Genomic DNA, 16,203 nt, shown 5'->3' with positions numbered 1-16,203 from the left:
CGTACCACCCACTTGCGCTCACAAGGAGCACCCCGTGGAGATCTTCTTCGAAACCCTGCTGGTCCTGGTCTGCGTCGGCGTCCTCGCCTTCGCCTACCTGACCGTGAAGAAGCTGTACCAGGGCCAGCGCTGACCCTCTGAACCAGGAAAGCCGTCGCTCATGATCGAGATCCCGTCCGACCTGCACAAGGACCTCGTCCCGCTCGCCTTTCTGCTCGGCAACTGGGCCGGCGCGGGCGTGCACGACTTCCCCGGCTCGGAAAAGTGCAACTTCGGGCAGGAAGTCAGCTTCAGCCACGACGGCCGGGACTTCCTCGAGTACCACTCCCGCACCTGGGTCCTCGACAAGGAGGGCAACAAGGTGCGGCCGCTGGAGACCGAGTCCGGCTTCTGGCGGATCGACGCCGAACGCAAGGTCGAGGTCACGATGACCCGCGACGACGGCGTCATCGAGGTCTGGTACGGCGAGATGGCCGACAAGAAGCCGCAGATCGACCTGGTCACCGACGCCGTGGCGCGTACGGCCGCCTCCCGCCCCTACACCGGCGGCAAGCGCCTGTACGGCTACGTCAAGAGCGACCTGATGTGGGTCGGCGAGAAGCAGACCCCCGAGGTCGAGCTGCGCCCCTACATGTCGGCCCAGCTGAAGAAGGTCGTCACCCCCGAGGAGGTCGAGCGCTGGGCGAAGGCCCTGCCGGAGGACCTCCCGGACGACGGGATCGCCTTCTTCAAGTAGCCGCCCCCGGTGTCCCGCCGTCCGTGGTCCTAGACTCGTGGGTGTGGTGAGCACCGACTGGAAGACGGACCTGCGGCAGCGCGGCTACCGGCTGACGCCGCAGCGGCAGCTTGTCCTCGAAGCCGTGGACACCCTCGAGCACGCGACCCCCGACGACATCCTCGCGGAAGTGAGGAAGACGGCGTCGGGGGTCAACATTTCCACCGTCTACCGCACGCTGGAGCTGCTGGAGGAGCTGGGCCTGGTCAGCCACGCCCACCTGGGGCACGGGGCGCCCACGTACCACCTGGCCGACCGGCACCACCACATCCACCTGGTCTGCCGGGACTGCACCAACGTCATCGAGGCCGATCTGTCGGTGGCCGCCGAGTTCACCGCCAAGCTGCGCGAGCAGTTCGGCTTCGACACCGACATGAAGCACTTCGCGATCTTCGGCCGCTGCAAGGACTGCTCCGGGGACCAGCAGCTCAAGGGTTCAAGTACCTAGTCGTAGGCTTGACGCCATGAAGAGCCCCCTGCTGTCCCTGCCCGGCGCCGTCCCCGCCGAGGGGCTGGACGAAGGCGTCGCCGCCCACTACGGCGACCTGTTCCGCGAGCAGCGCGCCCTCGCCGACGGCACCGGTTTCGTCGACCTCTCGCACCGCGGTGTCGTCACCGTCACCGGTGACGACCGCCTCGGCTGGCTGCACCTGCTGCTCACCCAGCACGTCAGCGAGCTGCCCGTGGGCGAGGCCACCGAGGCCCTGATCCTGTCCGCGCACGGCCACATCGAGCACGCCCTGTACCTGGTGGACGACGGCACCACCGTCTGGGCCCACGTCGAGCCCGGCACCGAGGACGCGCTGATCGCGTACCTGGAGTCGATGAAGTTCTTCTACCGGGTGGAGGTCGCGAACCGCACCGACGACTTCGCCGTCGTGCACCTGCCCGCCGGGTCCATCGCCGAGGTCCCCGAGGGCGTCGTCGTGCGCGAGACGGCGTACGGCCGTGATCTGTTCCTGCCCCGGGAGCGGCTGGAGTCCTTCGCCGGGCAGGCCGGTCCGCCGGCCGGGATCCTCGCGTACGAGGCGCTGCGCGTCGAGCACCACCGGCCCCGCCTCGGGTTCGAGACCGACCACCGCACGATCCCGCACGAGCTGGGCTGGCTCGGCACGGCCGTGCACCTCCAGAAGGGCTGCTACCGCGGTCAGGAGACCGTCGCCCGGGTGCAGAACCTCGGCAAGCCGCCGCGCCGGCTGGTCTTCCTGCACCTGGACGGCAGCGAGGTCCATCTGCCCACCCCCGGCACGGAGATCCGGCTCGCCGCGGACGGCCCCGACGGGCGCAGGATCGGCTTCGTGACGACGTCGGTGCGCCACCACGAGCTGGGCCCCATCGCGCTGGCGCTGGTCAAGCGGAACGTCCCGGTGGACGCCCCGCTCGTCGCCGGTGCGACCGCGGCGGCCCAGGAGGTCGTCGTCGAGCCGTAGGCCGGGCCTACACCTCGACGAGCACGGTGAACGGGCCGTCGTTCGTCAGCGACACCCGCATCTGCGCGCCGAAGCGGCCCGTCGCCACCGTCGCGCCGAGCGAGCGCAGCCGGGCGACCACCTCGTCCACCAGCGGTTCGGCGACGTCGCCGGGGGCCGCCGCGTTCCAGGTGGGGCGGCGGCCCTTGCGGGCGTCGCCGTACAGCGTGAACTGGCTGATGACGAGCAGCGGGGCGTCGATGTCGCTGCACGACTTCTCGTCGTGCAGCATCCGCACGCTCCACAGCTTGCGGGCCAGCTGGGCCGCCTTCTCCTCGGTGTCGTCGTGGGTGACGCCGACGAGGACGCACAGCCCCTCGCCCTTGATCTCGCCCACCGTCTCGCCGTCCACGACGACGCTCGCACCGTCCACCCTCTGCACCACTGCTCGCATACGACCATCATGCCGGGCCGCCCGGCCGCGCCCCGCGGGGGCCTCCGCGGGGCCTTACGGGGCTTGTTTTTGGTCCGTGTCCCGCCATGTGGGGCCGTTCGGGGGCACTCGGTCACACAGCGGCCACGCGGGGTGGCACGATGCTGGCACACGCCGGTCGAGGGGACGGTTGAGGCACATGAGCACACCGAGTACCGGGCAGCCGCCCGGGGCTGTCGCACCCGCGCGCGGGGCGAGGACCACGGCCCCGCGCCCGCCCGCACAACGCACCGGCGACCCGGACGCGCCGTGCGCCGAGGGCGAGACCGAGGGACCGCGGCTGCCGGCCGGGCCCCCCGAAGGGGACCTGACCCCGCTGAGCCTGCCGGAGCTGCGCACCCTGCGCCGTGACGCCCAGCGCGACGAGGCGGACCTCAGCTATGTACGGCGGCTGCTGCAGGGGCGGATCGACATCCTGCGCGCGGAGCTGCTGCGGCGCGCCCCCGCGACAGTGGTCGCCGTCGGCGAGCCGTCCGTCGTCGAGCGGCTCCCGGAGATCCTCACCGACGCCCCGGCCCGGCACCGCTCCTCCGCCCGTCACGTCACGGTGGGCACCCCGCACAACGAGGAGTACGGGCTGCTGGCGGCCGAGATGCTCGCCGAGGTCGAGCTGTCGGACCTGGGGGCCCGCACCGACGAGGAACTGAACGAGGCCATGGCCCGCCTGGTGCGCTACGAGCAGCAGGTCTCGCGCCGCCGGCACCGCCTCCAGCGCACGGCGGACGACTGCAGCGCGGAGATCGCCCGCCGCTACCGTGACGGGGAAGCGCAGGTCGACGATCTGCTGATGTGACGTTCCGCCGGTACGGGCCCGCCGGGGCGGGAGCCCGGCCGGTCCGCCCGGGACACGGCACGCGGCCGGCGGGGGACCGGTGCCGGGCGGGCTCCCGGGGTGCCGGGGCGCCGACTGGCGGTGTGCCGGAGTGCCGGCTGCCGGGCTGCCGGGGCCGGGGTGCCGGAGTGCTGGGTGGTCGGCTGCCGGGGGGCCGGGAAAACCGCGCGACACCTCGAGCGCCGCACACCTACCGTGGGCCTCATGACCCACCGCAGCTCCGACATCGACGTACGGGCGATCACCGACGACGAGTTCGCCGACTGGCAACGGGCCCTGGACACCGGGTTCCTGACCGCGCCGGACATCACATCGGAGATCCTCGAGGCGCGGCGGCGGCAGTTCGTGCCGGGGCGGCTGCTGGGGGCGTTCGACGCCGGCCGCTGCGTGGCCACCTTCCGGTCCTTCGAGCAGGAGGTCACGGCCGTCGGCGGTGCGCCGGTGCGGGCCGACGCGATCTCCAACGTCACCGTCAGCCCCACCCACCGCCGGCGCGGCCTGCTCACCCGGATGATGAACCGGGACCTGGCGGCCGCGAAGGAGCGCGGTGACGTCGTGGCGACGCTGATCGCCGCCGAGTACCCGATCTACGGCCGGTACGGCTTCGGCGCGGCCACCACGACCGCCGAGTGGACGATCGACGTGCCGCGCGCCGGGCTGGACCCGCGCTGGGCGGGCCCGGACGACGGCGGCCGTATCGACCTCGTGGACGGCGAGGACGTCCGCAAGCTCGGCCCCGAGCTGCACGAGCGGCTGCGCCGCATCCGGCCGGGTGTCGTCAGCCGGGGCGAGCTGTGGTGGCAGCTGCACACGGGCGCGGTGCGCTTCCACGCCACGTGGAAGGAGCCCTTCTACGCCGTCTACCGCTCCTCGGGCGGAGAGGTCGAGGGCCTGGTGACGTACGAGTGCGACGAGACCTGGGGGGACGCCAAGCAGCCGCTGAACACGGCGACGGTGCGGCGGCTGATCGCGACGACCCCGGCCGCCGAACGCGCGCTGTGGCGCTATCTGTGCTCCATCGACTGGATCGTGAAGGTCAAGAGCGGCAGCCGGGCCCCCGACGACCTGCTGCCGGATCTGCTGCCCGACCCGCGCGCGGCCGCGATCACCACGCAGGCGGACTGGATGTGGGTGCGGCTGCTGGACGTCGCGCAGGCGCTTCGGGCGCGCACCTACGAGGGCACCGGCGCGCTGGTGCTCGATGTCGTCGACCGGCAGGGGTTGGCGGGCGGCCGGTATCTGCTGGACGCCTCCCCGCAGGGCGTGTCGGTGGAGCCGACCTCGCTGGCGGCCGATCTCACACTGGGCGTGGGCGAGTTGGGCTCGCTGTGGCTGGGGGACGCGTCGGCGGTGCGGCTGGCGGCGCTGGGCCGGGTCCGGGAAGAACGAGCGGGCGCCGCCCAGGTGGCCGACGCCCTGCTGCGTACGTCCCGGCGGCCGTGGTGCCCGGACGTGTTCTGAGGTCTGCTCCTTCCTGCCGGCGACGTGACCGCGCGCTGCATCCGTAGCGAGCTGTTCAGTTGTGACTGTGACTGTGACTGTGGTGGTGATGGTGAGTGGTGCGGCGGTGCTGACCGGTCGGGCTCCCGGCTCCCCTCCGGAGGGGAGCCCGCTCGGTCGACTGGACGGAACGGGTGCGGCCAACCCCTGAATGTTCTGACCATGTGGGCCAAGTTGGCCGCCAACTTCACTGTACTCATCTCCACTTGGGAGGGGTTCATAACCATCGGCCCGGTAACTGTCGCAAGATGGCGGGAAGTTGTGGGCCCTCGGCAAGCCGCTGCGGCTGATCCGCGCGGGGCGGCACGAACCGGTGCTCACGAGGTGAGCGCGGGGCCGGCGACCAGCAGCGCGAGCACCACGGCGCCGGCCGAGCTGAGGGCCGGCCTGCGGGCCTTGATGCCGACGCTGAGCAGGACCAGGCCGACGGCTCCCGCGGTGCCGTAGCGCCACTGGATGGTCTGTTCGACGCCGACCGCGAAGACGGCGCACAGGAGGGTGAGGACGGGCATGGTGGTTCCCCCTTCGGACGGCCGGCCGGCGGAGGCAAACCCTCCGCCAACTTGGGGAAGTTGGCAACCAACTTTGATAGAGTTGTCCCCACTTGGCAGCTACTCATAAACAGGTTTCCGACAACTCCCGTCAGATGGATTGGAGTTGTAGCGTTTGGTCGTGACCCAGGAGAACGTGGCAGTGAACGGCAGCCGACGGTCCACGCCCCAGGAGATCGCCGACACGCTGCGTGAACGCATCCGCAGCGGCGACCTCAAGGCGGGCGACCGCCTGCCCACCCAGGCCGAGCTGGCGGAGGAGTTCGGGGTCGAGCGCGGCACCGTACGCCAGGCCCTGCGCGCGCTGCAGGAGGACGGCCTGCTGACCAACGTCAGCAAGGGCAGCCCGCCACGGATCGCCGAACCTCCCGTGGCCTCGGAGGAGCCGCAGCCGACCATGGTGGGCCTGGCGCCCCGGCTGGTCGAGGCGTTCGCCGCACCCCACGTCCGCATCGACGTGCTCTCCCACACCGCCGAGACGTTCATGCTCGCCCTCGCCGAGCCGCTGCGCCTGATCCACGAGGGCCGCATCCATCCGCAGTCGATCGACGTCCGCGTCCTGCTGCCCTCCCGGGACATCACCCTCGCCTTCCCCGTCGCCGTCGAGGGCGACGACGACTCCGTGCACCAGCGCTGGCTGGCCATGCGCAACGCCCAGGGCCAGGTGCTCCGGCACAACCTGCACGCCCTGCGCGCCACGCACGGCATCGACGTCCACGTCACCTTCCGCGCCCTGACCTTCACCCCGCCGGTGAAGCTGTACCTGCTCAACGCGGAGGAAGCGCTGATGGGCTACTACGTCCTGACCCGCCGCGAGGAGGAGTACGTGGGCCAGATGCTCGACATGTACGACGCGCTGGGCTCGAAGTCCCTGCTGTTCTCCTTCCACCGCGGCAGCGGCCGGCGCGACGCGGCGTTCGTGGAGGAATCCCAGAAGTGGTTCGACGCCCTCTGGGAAACCATCACCCGGGACCTGACACTCTCCTCGTGACTTCTGACACGACGCAGACGGAAGCGAAGCCGGAAGAGACCGGATGGCTGCGTGACACGGTCGCCCGGGCGCAGGTGGTGCTGTGGGACTTCGACGGGCCGCTGTGCCGGCTCTTCGCCTCCCACCCCGCCCGGGAGGTGGCGGACGAACTGGTCGGCCGGCTGGCGCGGCAGGGCATCGGCGGCCTGCTCGACGACGCCGAACGCGCCTCGTCCGACCCGCATGTCGTGCTCCGCGCGGTGGACCGCCGCCACCCCGGCGGCGACCTGGTCGCGGACCTCGAGGAGTGCCTCACCCAGGAGGAGCTGACGGCCGCCGCGTCGGCGATGCCGACCCCCTGGGCCGACCCGCTCGTCCGCACCTGGACGGCCGTGGGCTCACGCATGGCCGTCACCAGCAACAACTCGCCCCGGGCGGTCACCTCCTACCTCGCCGGCCGCGGCCTGCTGCCCTGCTTCGCCCCCCACGTCTACGGCCGCACCCGGGACCTGCGCCTGCTCAAGCCGCACCCGCACAGCCTCGACCGCGCCCTGGACGCCCTGGGCGCCGCCCCCGGCGACGCCCTGATGATCGGCGACTCCCCCTCCGACCACGACGCCGCCACCGCCGCCGGCGTGCCCTTCCTCGGCTACGCCCGCAACGCCTGCAAGGCGCACCTGCTGACCGAGGCGGGCGTCAGCCGGATGATCGGCTCGCTGCAACCGCTGCTGACCGCGGTCCGGGCGTCCGCCCGCGCCGGCGGCTGACCCGAACGGGCGCTGCCGGGGCGGTCGTCCCCGCCGGGGCGGCCGCCGGCCACTACCCTCTGCCGCCATGCCCCCTCTGTCCCGGCCGGCCCGGGAAACACGCACGGCCCTGCTGCAACGCCACATCGAGCGGGCCGTGCGCGGCCGGGGCGAGACGCTCAGCGGCCACCACAACACCAACCACGTCCTGCGGTGCGGCGTCGTGCCCGCGCTCCTGCTCGGCACGGTGCCGTTCGCACCGCTGAAGTACCGGGTGCCGCGCGAGACCGTCGAGGTGGTGCCGCGTCTGTGGCCGCGCGAGGGTGACGTGCTGCGCGTGGTCTGCCGGTATCTGCCGGAGGTGCCGCGCTGCCTGGCCGTCCTGGACGGCGACCACTCCCTGCACGCCTACCGCCGCGGCACCGTGCTCAGCGAACGCAACCCGCGCGGCCGTGTCGGCGAGGACCTGATGCGGCAGTTCGCCCGGTTCTTCGCCCGCCTCACCCGGATCCCGGCCGGGCGGCTGCTCCCGCTGCCCGCGAACTGGCCGGCCGACGGCGACGGGGACGGCTTCCTGCGCCGGCTCGCCGCGTTCACCGAGGAGCGCGTCCACCGGCCCCACCGCGACCGCTTCGGCGCCCTCTTCGACGCCCTCGGCATCCCCGAGGACGCCATGACCCGCTTCGCGCACGGGCGGCACCGGCTCGCCCGGCGCCCCTTCGTGCTGCTGCACACCGACGTCCACCGGGCCAACGTCGTGGTCCGCCGCAACCGGATCACCGTCATCGACTGGGAACTCGCGTCGTTCGGCGACCCCCTGCACGACCTGGCGACCCACGTCGTCCGCATGGGCTACGACAAGGAGGAGCAGGCCCGGATGACGGCGCTGTGGGCCGAAGCGATGACCGCGGCCGACCGGCCGGACCTGACCGCCGGGCTCCACGACGACCTGGGCATCTATCTGGCCTTCGAGTACGCGCAGTCGGTCTACCCCGACGTCCTGCGCGCCGCCCTCGCCCTGCCCCCCGACGCCACCGCGGACGACCTGCGCACCGCCGCCCACCGCATCGGCCGCGCCCTGGGCCGCGCCCGCGAACCCCTGCGCCTGATGGACGTACCCGGCGAACCGGGGATCACCGAAGCGCTCCGGGACTGGCACCGGGGACACGGGCGGGACTGAGGCCGCCACCCGTGGGGCGCGGTCTGCGCCCCGCAGGACTGCGTCCGCCACCCGTGGGGGCGCGGGCTGCGCCCCGGCAGGGCTGGGCCGCCACCCCTGGGTGTGGCCCGCGTCAGCCCCGCGAGAGCAGATCCGTCACGCGGATGAAGCCGTCGCCGCCGTGGCCCCGGGCGATGACGCGCCGGGCCTGGCCCTCGATCACCCGCATCAGGCTCGCGTCGATGCCGTGGTCCTCGGAGGCGTGCACGACGTGGGCCATCGTGGAGGCGGCCGAGGTGATCGGGTTGATCCCGCCCGAGTAGGTGCCGTCGTCCGCGTCTTCGGCGAACTCCTCGAACAGCGGCGGCAGGATCGTCGCGATGCCCTGCGCGAACGGCGCCAGCTCCCGCCCGCTGACGCCCTCCGCCCGGGCCACGGCCAGCGCGTGCGCGTACCCCGCCATCGCGGTCCAGAAGACGTCCAGCAGCGCGATGTCGTAGGCGGCGGCCCGGCTCGGCTCCTCCCCGAGGTGGGTGTGCGTGCCGCCGAGCGCCGCCAGCACCGGCCGGCACGCGTTGTACACCTCGCGCGGCCCGCTGTGCAGGAACACCGCGTCCGGGGTGCCGATGCTCGGTGCCGGGGTCATGATCGCGCCGTCCAGATAGCGGATGCCGTGCCGCTCGGCCCAGGCGGCGGTGTCCCGGGCCCGCGCCGGGGTGTCCGCGGAGAGGTTCACGACGGTACGGCCCTTGAGGGCGGCCGTGACCTCCTCGTCGCGCAGGACCGCGTCGGAGGCGTCGTAGTTCACCACGCAGACGACGGTCAGCGTGCTCGCGGCGACCGCTTCCCGTGCGCTGCCGGCGACCCGCGCTCCCCGGCCGGGCAGTCCGGCCTCGCGGCCGGGGGTGCGGTTCCACACGGTGGTGGCGATGCCGGCGTCGAGGAAGGCGCCGGCGAGCGCCTGCCCCATCGGTCCCAGGCCGAGGACGGTGACGGTGGCCGGCTGGTGGTGCCGGGCGTGCGTGGACATGGCTCAACTCCCTGATCGACAATGGGTACTTCATGACAAGGGGGGAAGATGACCAGCAAACGGACGGTGCCGCAGCAGCAGTCCTGCGGAGTGAACGCCGCGCTCGCCGTGATCGACGGCAAGTGGAAGTCGTCGCTGCTGTGGTTGCTGGAGTCCGGCCCGCGGCGTCCCGGAGAGCTGCGGCGCCGGCTGCCGGGCCTGACCGAGAAGGTGCTGACCCAGGCGCTGCGCGAGATGACGGAGGACGGTCTTGTCCACCGCGAGGTCCACGACGTCCTGCCGCCGAAGACCGAGTACGTCCTGACCGCCGCCGGCCGTGAGCTCGCCGAGGCGCTGACCCCCCTCTCCACCTGGGGCCACCGCCGCCTGGACCGGCTCGCGGAGGCCCGCTGATCACGTCGTTCAGCCTCGGGGGAGCGGGCCGTGCTGCCAAGTCCCCACAAAAAAGTGGGTGTCGCGCTCCACGCCGCGCCCTCCCGTGGGTACCCGCGCGGCACGGCTCCGCGGCCCCGACGCGCGTTACACGCTTGCAAGCAGTTGCTTGCAATAGTTAGCGCGGTGCGGCATGGTGGAGGCATGGCATCGCTCAACGTCGGCAATCTCGGTGAGTACCTGCGCGAACAGCGGCGCACCGCGCAGCTGTCGCTCAGGCAGCTCGCGGAGGCCGCCGGGGTGTCCAATCCGTACCTGAGCCAGATCGAGCGCGGGCTGCGCAAGCCCAGCGCGGAGGTGCTCCAGCAGGTCGCCAAGGCCCTGCGGATCTCCGCCGAGACGCTGTACGTGCGCGCCGGCATCCTCGACGCGGAACGGGACCGGGACGAGGTCGAGACCCGCGCGGTCCTCCTCGCCGACCCCTCGCTCAACGAGAAGCAGAAGCAGGTGCTGCTGCAGATCTACGAGTCGTTCCGCAAGGAGAACGGGTTCGGCGGCCCCGACGGCGCCGAGCAGGCCGACCAGGGCGACGCCGCCGTACACGACCCCCGCACGGTCGGCGGACACGACGCGGGACCGCAGCAGACGGCCGGTTGACCGGACCAGGGAACACCCGGCCGCCGGCTGCGGACCCCACAGACCCTCATCCGAAAGAATTCCGGGAGGACCCTCACCATGGCCATCACCGACGACCTGCGCAAGACCCTCAGCGACCCGACCCCGCTCTACTTCGCCGCCGGCACCGCCGACCTGGCGCTGCAGCAGGCCAAGAAGGTGCCGGCCCTGGTCGAGCAGCTGCGCGAGCAGGCGCCGGCCCGCTTCGAGGCCGTCCGCAACACCGACCCCAAGGTCGTCCAGGAGCGGGCCACCGCCCGGGTCAAGGAGACGCAGGAGACCCTCCAGACCAAGGTCACCGAGTTCATCGGCTCCCTCGACGGCGACCTGAAGAAGATCGGCGAGAGCGCCCAGGACTTCGCCCTGCGCGGCGTCGGCGTGGCCGCCGAGTACGCCGTGAAGGCCCGCGAGGCCTACGAGAAGGTCGCCGAGCACGGCGAGCAGGCCGTGCGGACCTGGCGCGGCCAGGCCGCCGACGAGGTCGTGGACCTCGCCGTGGCCGTCGAGCCGAACCCCGAGCCGGTCGAGGTCAAGCCGGCCGAGACGCCGGTCGCCTCGCCGGCCGAGGAGCCGGGCGCGAAGAAGGCGGCGGTCCGCAAGGCCCCGCCCGCCAAGAAGACCACCACCACGAAGAAGACGACCCCCGCCGCCGAGTAAGCGGCGTCACGGGCGGCAGTTCCGCGGGCCGGGCACCCTGGGGGTGTCCGGCCCGTTCTACGGGTACGGTGACCGCGTATCGACGAGCCGAGTCGGGTGGTGGACGTTGTGCTGATGCAGGGTTTCGCGGGGTTCATGTGGTTGCTGTACCTCGCGATGCTGGCGATGGCTGTCGTGGCCTTCGTGATGGCCGCGCTGTTCCGTGAGGACGCCTACCGCGCCGCCGACAAGCAGAACAAGGGCTTCTGGCTGATCATCCTCGGCGTGGCCGTCGCGGTGAACCTGCTGGTCCCGATGCTGTTCCTCCAGCTCGCCGGGCTCGTCGCGTCCATCGTCTTCTTCGTCGACGTGCGCCCCGCCCTCGCGCAGGTCAGCCCCCGCCGCCGGGGCCGCGGCTCCAGCAGCGACGGCCCGTACGGCCCGTGGAACGGCGGGCGGTAGCCCCCGCGCCGGGGGCGGTGGCCCGGGAGCGCGGGCGGGGCTGCCTCAGGAGAGGCGGTCCAGCAGGACCACCGCCACGTCGTCGGTCAGCTCGCCGCCGTTCAGTTCCCGGGCCTCCGTGACCGCCCTCTGGATCAGGTCCTCACCACGCAGGCCCTCGGCGTAGCGGCGGGCGACCATGTCGACCATGCCGTCCTGGCCGAGCCGCTCCCGGCCCTCGCCGATACGGCCCTCGATCAGGCCGTCGGTGTAGAGCATCAGGCTCCACTCGGCGCCCAGGTCCACATGCATCCGGGGCCAGCGCGCACCCGGCAGCAGACCGAGCGCGGGCCCGTTGTTGTCGTACGGCAGGAGCCGCGGCCGGGCGCCGGGGCGCAGCAGCAGCGGGGACGGGTGGCCGGCCAGGCAGAGGCCGGCGCGGCGGCCGTCCGGGGTGATGTCCACCGTGCACAGCGTGGCGAAGATCTCGTCGTCGCCGCGCTCGTGCTCCAGCACCTCCTGCAGCGTGCCGAGCAGCTCGTCACCGCACAGCCCGGCCAGGGTCAGCGCCCGCCAGGCGATGCGCAGCTCCACGCCGAGCGCCGCCTCGTCCGGGCCGTGCCCGCAGACGTCGCCGATCATCGCGTGCACGGTGCCGTCCGGGGTGCGGACGGTGTCGTAGAAGTCCCCGCCGAGCAGCGCGCGCGAGCGGCCGGGGCGGTAGCGGGCGGCGAAGCGCAGCGAGGAGCCGTCCAGCAGCGGCGTGGGCAGCAGGCCCCGCTCCAGCCGGCGGTTCTCCTGGGCGCGCAGCCTTCCCTCGGCGAGCTTGCGCTCGGCCGTGTCGGACCGCTTGCGCTCGACGGCGTAGCGGATCGCGCGGCTCAGCAGCCGCCCGTCCAGCTCGTCGCGGAACAGGTAGTCCTGCGCGCCGACGCGCACGGCCTCGGCGCCGCGCTCGGCGTCGCTGGAGGAGGTCAGCGCGAGCACGGCGTGCCGGGGCGCGAGCTCCAGCACGTGCTTGAGCACGGCGAGCTCGTCGTGGTCACCGCCGGCGTCGGCGGTCCTGCCGGGCGCCGGCAGGGCGAGGTCCAGCAGGATGCAGTGGACGTCGTCGGTGAGCAGCCGCTCGGCCTCGGTGAGGTTGCGGGCGGTGCGCACGCGGATCGGCTTGCCGGCCGAGTCGATCAGATCGGGCACGATCGGCGAACCGCCGGGATCGTCCTCGATCAGCAGCAGTGTGAGGTTGTGGTGGGTGGTGGCGGCGTTGTCGACGACCGTGGCTTCCTTGCGCGGGGTCTCTTCCTTGGAGGGGCCGCCTCGACGGACGGCCGGCGCCTGACCACTCTCCACGGCCGGGATCGCCCTGGGCCGCGGTACGGGTACGGGCATTGTCTTGGGTTCCTTCCCTCCCCCCGAGGGCATGGTGGGGCGAGGGTCCTCGATCCACCGACGGGGACCATAGCGGGTGGGAGCGCGGTAAAGGAATGGTGTGAGGCACGTCGCTCGGCCGAAGACCACCGTCATATGCCGCGTTCCGTACCGCAGTTGGACAGGCGGGACGCGCAAAGGGGATGACGAACGTCACGTCGGCGGCGCCCAGGCCCCTTGATCCACGTGCCGTGGCTCACGTGACGTGCCTTACAGGGGTGTTGGGCGCCCGTGCGGTGGGTCACGCAGACGAGCGAGGGGCGTTGACCGAGCCCACCCGACGAGACGCGGAACGCGCCGCCGCGACCGGAAGCCGGCTGTCCGGGGGCCCTGCCCCCGGCCCGCTGCGCAGGGGCTCGGGGGTTCCTGCGCAGGAGCCTGCGAGCCCATCGCCCGGGGGCGGCGTCCCGCTCGGGCGCCCCGGTGTCGCGGCCCCGGGGCTGCGCCGCCACGCCCGCGGGCCTCGACGCCCGGGCAGCCCTGCGCACGCTCGCGGCCCCGGGCGTCAGCCACTGAGGGGGTCCTGCGCCGCCACACCCGCACGCCTCGGCCTCCCGGTGGCCCTGCGCACGCGCGCGCCGGCCCGGGCGTCAGCCGCCCCACGACCCTTGCGCCACGCGCGCCGGCCCGGGCGTCAGCCGCCCCACGACTCTTGCGCCACGCGCGCCGCCGGGGAGTCAACCACCCACGACCCTTGCGCCACGCGCGCCGGGCCGGGCGTCAGCCGCCCCACGGCCCTTCCCCCACGCTCGCCCGCCCGGCGTCAACCACCCACGGACCTCCCGCCACGCTCGCCCGCCCGGGCGTCAACCGCCCGACGGGCCCGGCCCGACGCTCGCGCGCTCGAGCGCGAGGCGGCCGCACGGGCGGCGTTCCCCGTGTCCACGGCGGCGTGCCCCACGAGACGCCTACATGTCTGGCCGCACGACGCCCAGGATGGGCATCGTCCCCGCGCCGGTGAGGGTCACCGTGCGCCCCGGGCGCGGGGCGTGCACGATCGTGCCGTCGCCGACGTACATCCCGACATGGCTGGCGTCGTCGAAGTAGATGATGAGGTCGCCGGGCCGCATGTCCTTGATGTCGACATGCTTCAGCTGGGCCCACTGCTCCTGCGAGGTCCGCGGGATGGGCTGCCCGGCGTGTGCCCAGGCCTGCGACGTCAGCCCGGAGCAGTCGAAGGTCCGCGGGCCCTCGGCGCCCCATTCGTAAGGCTTGCCGATCTGGGCCGTCGCGAAGGCCACGGCCTGCCGGCCCCGCTCACTCGCGTCGGCCTTGACGTCCTTGAGTATCCCGGTGTCCAGCCAGGCGGTCTGCGCCTTGGCCGCGGCCTGCCGCTCCAGCTCGGCCAGGCGCGCCTTCTCCTTCGCCTCCAGCTGGGACTCGAGCTTCTCGGCCTCGGCGATCTGCTGGGTGATCTTCTGCTTGGCCGTCTCCTTGGCCTTCCGGTTCGCCTCCAGCTGGCGCCAGCGTTCGGAGGCGTCTGCGGTGTACTGCTTCAAGTCCTCCTGCGTACGGGCCAGTTCTCCGAGCAGGCCCTTGGTGGCCCGCTGGCCCTGGAGAAGCAGCCCGGTGCCGTCGAGGAACTGCTGCGGGTCGTCGCTGAGCACCAGCTGGGCCTCGGTCGGCAGCCCGCCCGTGCGGTACTGGGCGCGGGCGGCTGCGCCGGCGCGGTCCTTCAACCGGTCGAGGCGCTGCTGCCCTTGGGCGATCTGCTTGGTGAGCTCGACGATCTGCGCGGACTGCTGCTGCGACTTCTCCTCCGCGGCGTTGTAGGCGTCGGTGGCGACGGCCGCGTCGTGGTAGAGCTTCTCGAGCCGCTGGCGGACGGCCTCCAGGTCCTTGTTCGCGGGAACGACCGGCGACGTGGAGGGTGTCGGGGTGGGGGAGGGGGCCGCGAAGGCCATGCCCGGTGCCGCCAGCACGGTGACGGCGCAGACCACGGTCACTGCCGCCGCGATCAGGCTGCGCTTGCCCGCTGCCATACCTCATCCCCCATACCTGATTTACCGTCAGTAACTTATCGGTGCCGGAGGGATCGTGCCATGCCCGTGCGAAAAGCGACAGAGGCAGTGCTTCCCGGCCCCCCGCTCCCGCCCGGCCCGGCCCCCCAGCCGTCCGAGACGATCTCTCTGCCCGTTCGACGTACGGCCCCCGGAGATCGTTCCACCCACCGCCACACTCACCCGATCAAGTGACACGTCCCAAGGAAACCGCTGGTCGAAGACGCTGCATCAGTGGCGAGGGGCCAAGGCCGCCCAGGTCACGGTGACTTCGCCCTGCCGCCACCGCACCGGCCCGTCCACGACCGGCCAGTCGGCCGTGAGGTCGCGCACCGCACGGATCCAGCGCTGCCGGGCGCCGTAGGAGGCGTAGGGCGCGGCGGCCGCCCAGGCCCTGTCGAAGTCCCGCAGGAAGGCGTGCACCGGCTCACCGGGAACGTTGCGGTGGATGAGCGCCTTCGGCAGCCGTTCCGCGAGATCCGACGGACGCTCCAGGGAGCCCAGCCGGGTCGCGAAGGTGACCGTGCGCGGCCCCTCCGGCCCGAGCGCGACCCACACGTGGCGGCGTCCGATCTCGTCGCAGGTCCCCTCCACCAGCAGCCCGCCGCCGAAGCCGCCCTCGGCCGGCGCGAGCCGCGCGCACAGCCGCTGCCACACGCCGGCGACCTCACCCTCGTCGTACTGCCGCAGCACGTTGGCGGCACGGATCAGCGCGGGACGCCCCGGCACCGGCACCTCGAAGCCGCCGTGCCGGAAGACCAGCCCCTCCCGCTCGTACGGCAGCGCCGCCGCGACCCGGGCGGGCTCGATCTCCACACCGACGACACGCACGCGTGGCGCGACCGTCCGCAGCCGTGTCAGCAGCTCCACGGCCGTCCAGGGCGCGGCCCCGTACCCCAGGTCGACCGCCACGGGCTCCGCGGCCCGCCGCAGCTCGGCCCCCTGCACGGCCGCGATCCACCGATCCATCCGCCGCAACCGATTCGGATTGGTGGTCCCCCGCGTGACGGATCCCACGGGACGGGTCGACGCACGGGAACTCATACGCACGAGGGTATGCGGAGCACCACGGCGCAGCCGCACGCGCGTACGGCGGCAAGGGGCCGGGGTGGGGGGTGTCCGCCCGCAGCGTCCGGCACCGGCACAGGGCGCCGTACCGGGGAACGGCCGGCCGGACCGAGGACGG

Annotated in this window: 18 protein-coding genes; 12 read left to right on the top strand and 6 right to left on the bottom strand. The window is 72.9% G+C overall.

The window, feature by feature from the left end:
- The first annotated feature begins 160 nt into the window (after positions 1 to 160).
- From AB0E88_RS27985 to AB0E88_RS27975, 3 genes are read left to right on the top strand one after another with little or no spacing between them, the layout of a single operon-like run.
- A complete protein-coding gene (locus tag AB0E88_RS27985) occupies positions 161 to 736 on the top strand; it encodes an FABP family protein (RefSeq protein WP_361636019.1) in 576 nt (191 codons plus the stop codon).
- 43 nt (positions 737 to 779) lie between these two features.
- On the top strand, positions 780 to 1,223 hold the full coding sequence (locus tag AB0E88_RS27980) for a Fur family transcriptional regulator (RefSeq protein WP_361636016.1): 444 nt from the start codon (positions 780 to 782) through the stop codon (positions 1,221 to 1,223).
- Positions 1,224 to 1,239: 16 nt separating this feature from the next.
- Entirely contained in the window at positions 1,240 to 2,205 is a 966-nt protein-coding gene (locus AB0E88_RS27975) for a folate-binding protein (protein WP_361636013.1), read from the top strand.
- Between the two features lie 7 nt (positions 2,206 to 2,212).
- Here AB0E88_RS27975 and dtd read toward each other — a convergent pair whose 3' ends face one another.
- Positions 2,213 to 2,638, bottom strand: coding sequence for a D-aminoacyl-tRNA deacylase (dtd, locus tag AB0E88_RS27970; protein WP_361636009.1), 426 nt, complete (start codon positions 2,636 to 2,638; stop codon positions 2,213 to 2,215).
- Between the two features lie 178 nt (positions 2,639 to 2,816).
- On the opposite strand from dtd, the gene AB0E88_RS27965 reads away from it, so the two are divergent.
- Together AB0E88_RS27965 and AB0E88_RS27960 are read left to right on the top strand one after the other, a co-directional pair.
- A complete protein-coding gene (locus AB0E88_RS27965; protein WP_361636006.1) occupies positions 2,817 to 3,470 on the top strand; it encodes an aerial mycelium formation protein in 654 nt (217 codons plus the stop codon).
- Positions 3,471 to 3,713: 243 nt separating this feature from the next.
- Positions 3,714 to 4,970, top strand: a complete 1,257-nt coding sequence (locus AB0E88_RS27960; protein ID WP_361636003.1) for a GNAT family N-acetyltransferase — start codon at positions 3,714 to 3,716, stop codon at positions 4,968 to 4,970.
- A 356-nt stretch (positions 4,971 to 5,326) separates the two neighbouring features.
- On the opposite strand, the gene AB0E88_RS27955 is transcribed toward AB0E88_RS27960, so the two are convergent.
- Complete coding sequence (locus tag AB0E88_RS27955) at positions 5,327 to 5,521, bottom strand: hypothetical protein (RefSeq protein WP_361636000.1); 195 nt, start codon at positions 5,519 to 5,521, stop codon at positions 5,327 to 5,329.
- Between the two features lie 154 nt (positions 5,522 to 5,675).
- Between AB0E88_RS27955 and AB0E88_RS27950 the strand changes: the two genes are divergently transcribed.
- The 3 genes from AB0E88_RS27950 (at position 5,676) to AB0E88_RS27940 (ending at position 8,456) form a co-directional block, all read left to right on the top strand.
- Positions 5,676 to 6,551 carry a GntR family transcriptional regulator gene (locus tag AB0E88_RS27950; RefSeq protein ID WP_361635997.1) on the top strand — a complete coding sequence of 292 codons (876 nt, stop codon included), beginning with the start codon at positions 5,676 to 5,678 and terminating at the stop codon, positions 6,549 to 6,551.
- Entirely contained in the window at positions 6,548 to 7,297 is a 750-nt protein-coding gene (locus AB0E88_RS27945) for an HAD family hydrolase (RefSeq protein WP_361635994.1), read from the top strand. Before AB0E88_RS27950 ends, AB0E88_RS27945 begins: the two co-directional genes overlap by 4 nt.
- A gap of 67 nt (positions 7,298 to 7,364) precedes the next feature.
- Entirely contained in the window at positions 7,365 to 8,456 is a 1,092-nt protein-coding gene (locus tag AB0E88_RS27940) for an aminoglycoside phosphotransferase family protein (RefSeq protein ID WP_361635991.1), read from the top strand.
- A 112-nt stretch (positions 8,457 to 8,568) separates the two neighbouring features.
- On the opposite strand, the gene AB0E88_RS27935 is transcribed toward AB0E88_RS27940, so the two are convergent.
- A complete protein-coding gene (locus AB0E88_RS27935; RefSeq protein ID WP_361635989.1) occupies positions 8,569 to 9,465 on the bottom strand; it encodes an NAD(P)-binding domain-containing protein in 897 nt (298 codons plus the stop codon).
- 48 nt (positions 9,466 to 9,513) lie between these two features.
- On the opposite strand from AB0E88_RS27935, the gene AB0E88_RS27930 reads away from it, so the two are divergent.
- From AB0E88_RS27930 to AB0E88_RS27915, 4 genes are all read left to right on the top strand, one after another.
- The gene (locus AB0E88_RS27930; RefSeq protein WP_361635987.1) at positions 9,514 to 9,858 is read left to right on the top strand and encodes a helix-turn-helix domain-containing protein; all 345 of its coding nucleotides are present in this window, start codon (positions 9,514 to 9,516) and stop codon (positions 9,856 to 9,858) included.
- 183 nt (positions 9,859 to 10,041) lie between these two features.
- On the top strand, positions 10,042 to 10,494 hold the full coding sequence (locus tag AB0E88_RS27925) for a helix-turn-helix transcriptional regulator (RefSeq protein WP_361635984.1): 453 nt from the start codon (positions 10,042 to 10,044) through the stop codon (positions 10,492 to 10,494).
- 78 nt (positions 10,495 to 10,572) lie between these two features.
- Complete coding sequence (locus AB0E88_RS27920; RefSeq protein WP_361635981.1) at positions 10,573 to 11,169, top strand: hypothetical protein; 597 nt, start codon at positions 10,573 to 10,575, stop codon at positions 11,167 to 11,169.
- Positions 11,170 to 11,277: 108 nt separating this feature from the next.
- A complete protein-coding gene (locus AB0E88_RS27915) occupies positions 11,278 to 11,610 on the top strand; it encodes a DUF2516 family protein (protein WP_361636171.1) in 333 nt (110 codons plus the stop codon).
- A 45-nt stretch (positions 11,611 to 11,655) separates the two neighbouring features.
- Here AB0E88_RS27915 and AB0E88_RS27910 read toward each other — a convergent pair whose 3' ends face one another.
- From AB0E88_RS27910 to AB0E88_RS27900, 3 genes are all read right to left on the bottom strand, one after another.
- Entirely contained in the window at positions 11,656 to 12,978 is a 1,323-nt protein-coding gene (locus AB0E88_RS27910) for a SpoIIE family protein phosphatase (RefSeq protein ID WP_361635978.1), read from the bottom strand.
- 947 nt (positions 12,979 to 13,925) lie between these two features.
- Positions 13,926 to 14,999, bottom strand: coding sequence for an NlpC/P60 family protein (locus AB0E88_RS27905; protein ID WP_361635976.1), 1,074 nt, complete (start codon positions 14,997 to 14,999; stop codon positions 13,926 to 13,928).
- Between the two features lie 249 nt (positions 15,000 to 15,248).
- Positions 15,249 to 16,061, bottom strand: a complete 813-nt coding sequence (locus AB0E88_RS27900) for a class I SAM-dependent methyltransferase (RefSeq protein WP_361635973.1) — start codon at positions 16,059 to 16,061, stop codon at positions 15,249 to 15,251.
- Between the last annotated feature and the right edge of the window lie 142 nt (positions 16,062 to 16,203).

This window comes from Streptomyces sp. NPDC028635 (assembly GCF_040637635.1).
GTDB lineage: Bacteria > Actinomycetota > Actinomycetes > Streptomycetales > Streptomycetaceae > Streptomyces.
Note: the sequence above shows the minus strand (reverse complement) of the source record. Positions and strands in the feature narration are given on the sequence as shown.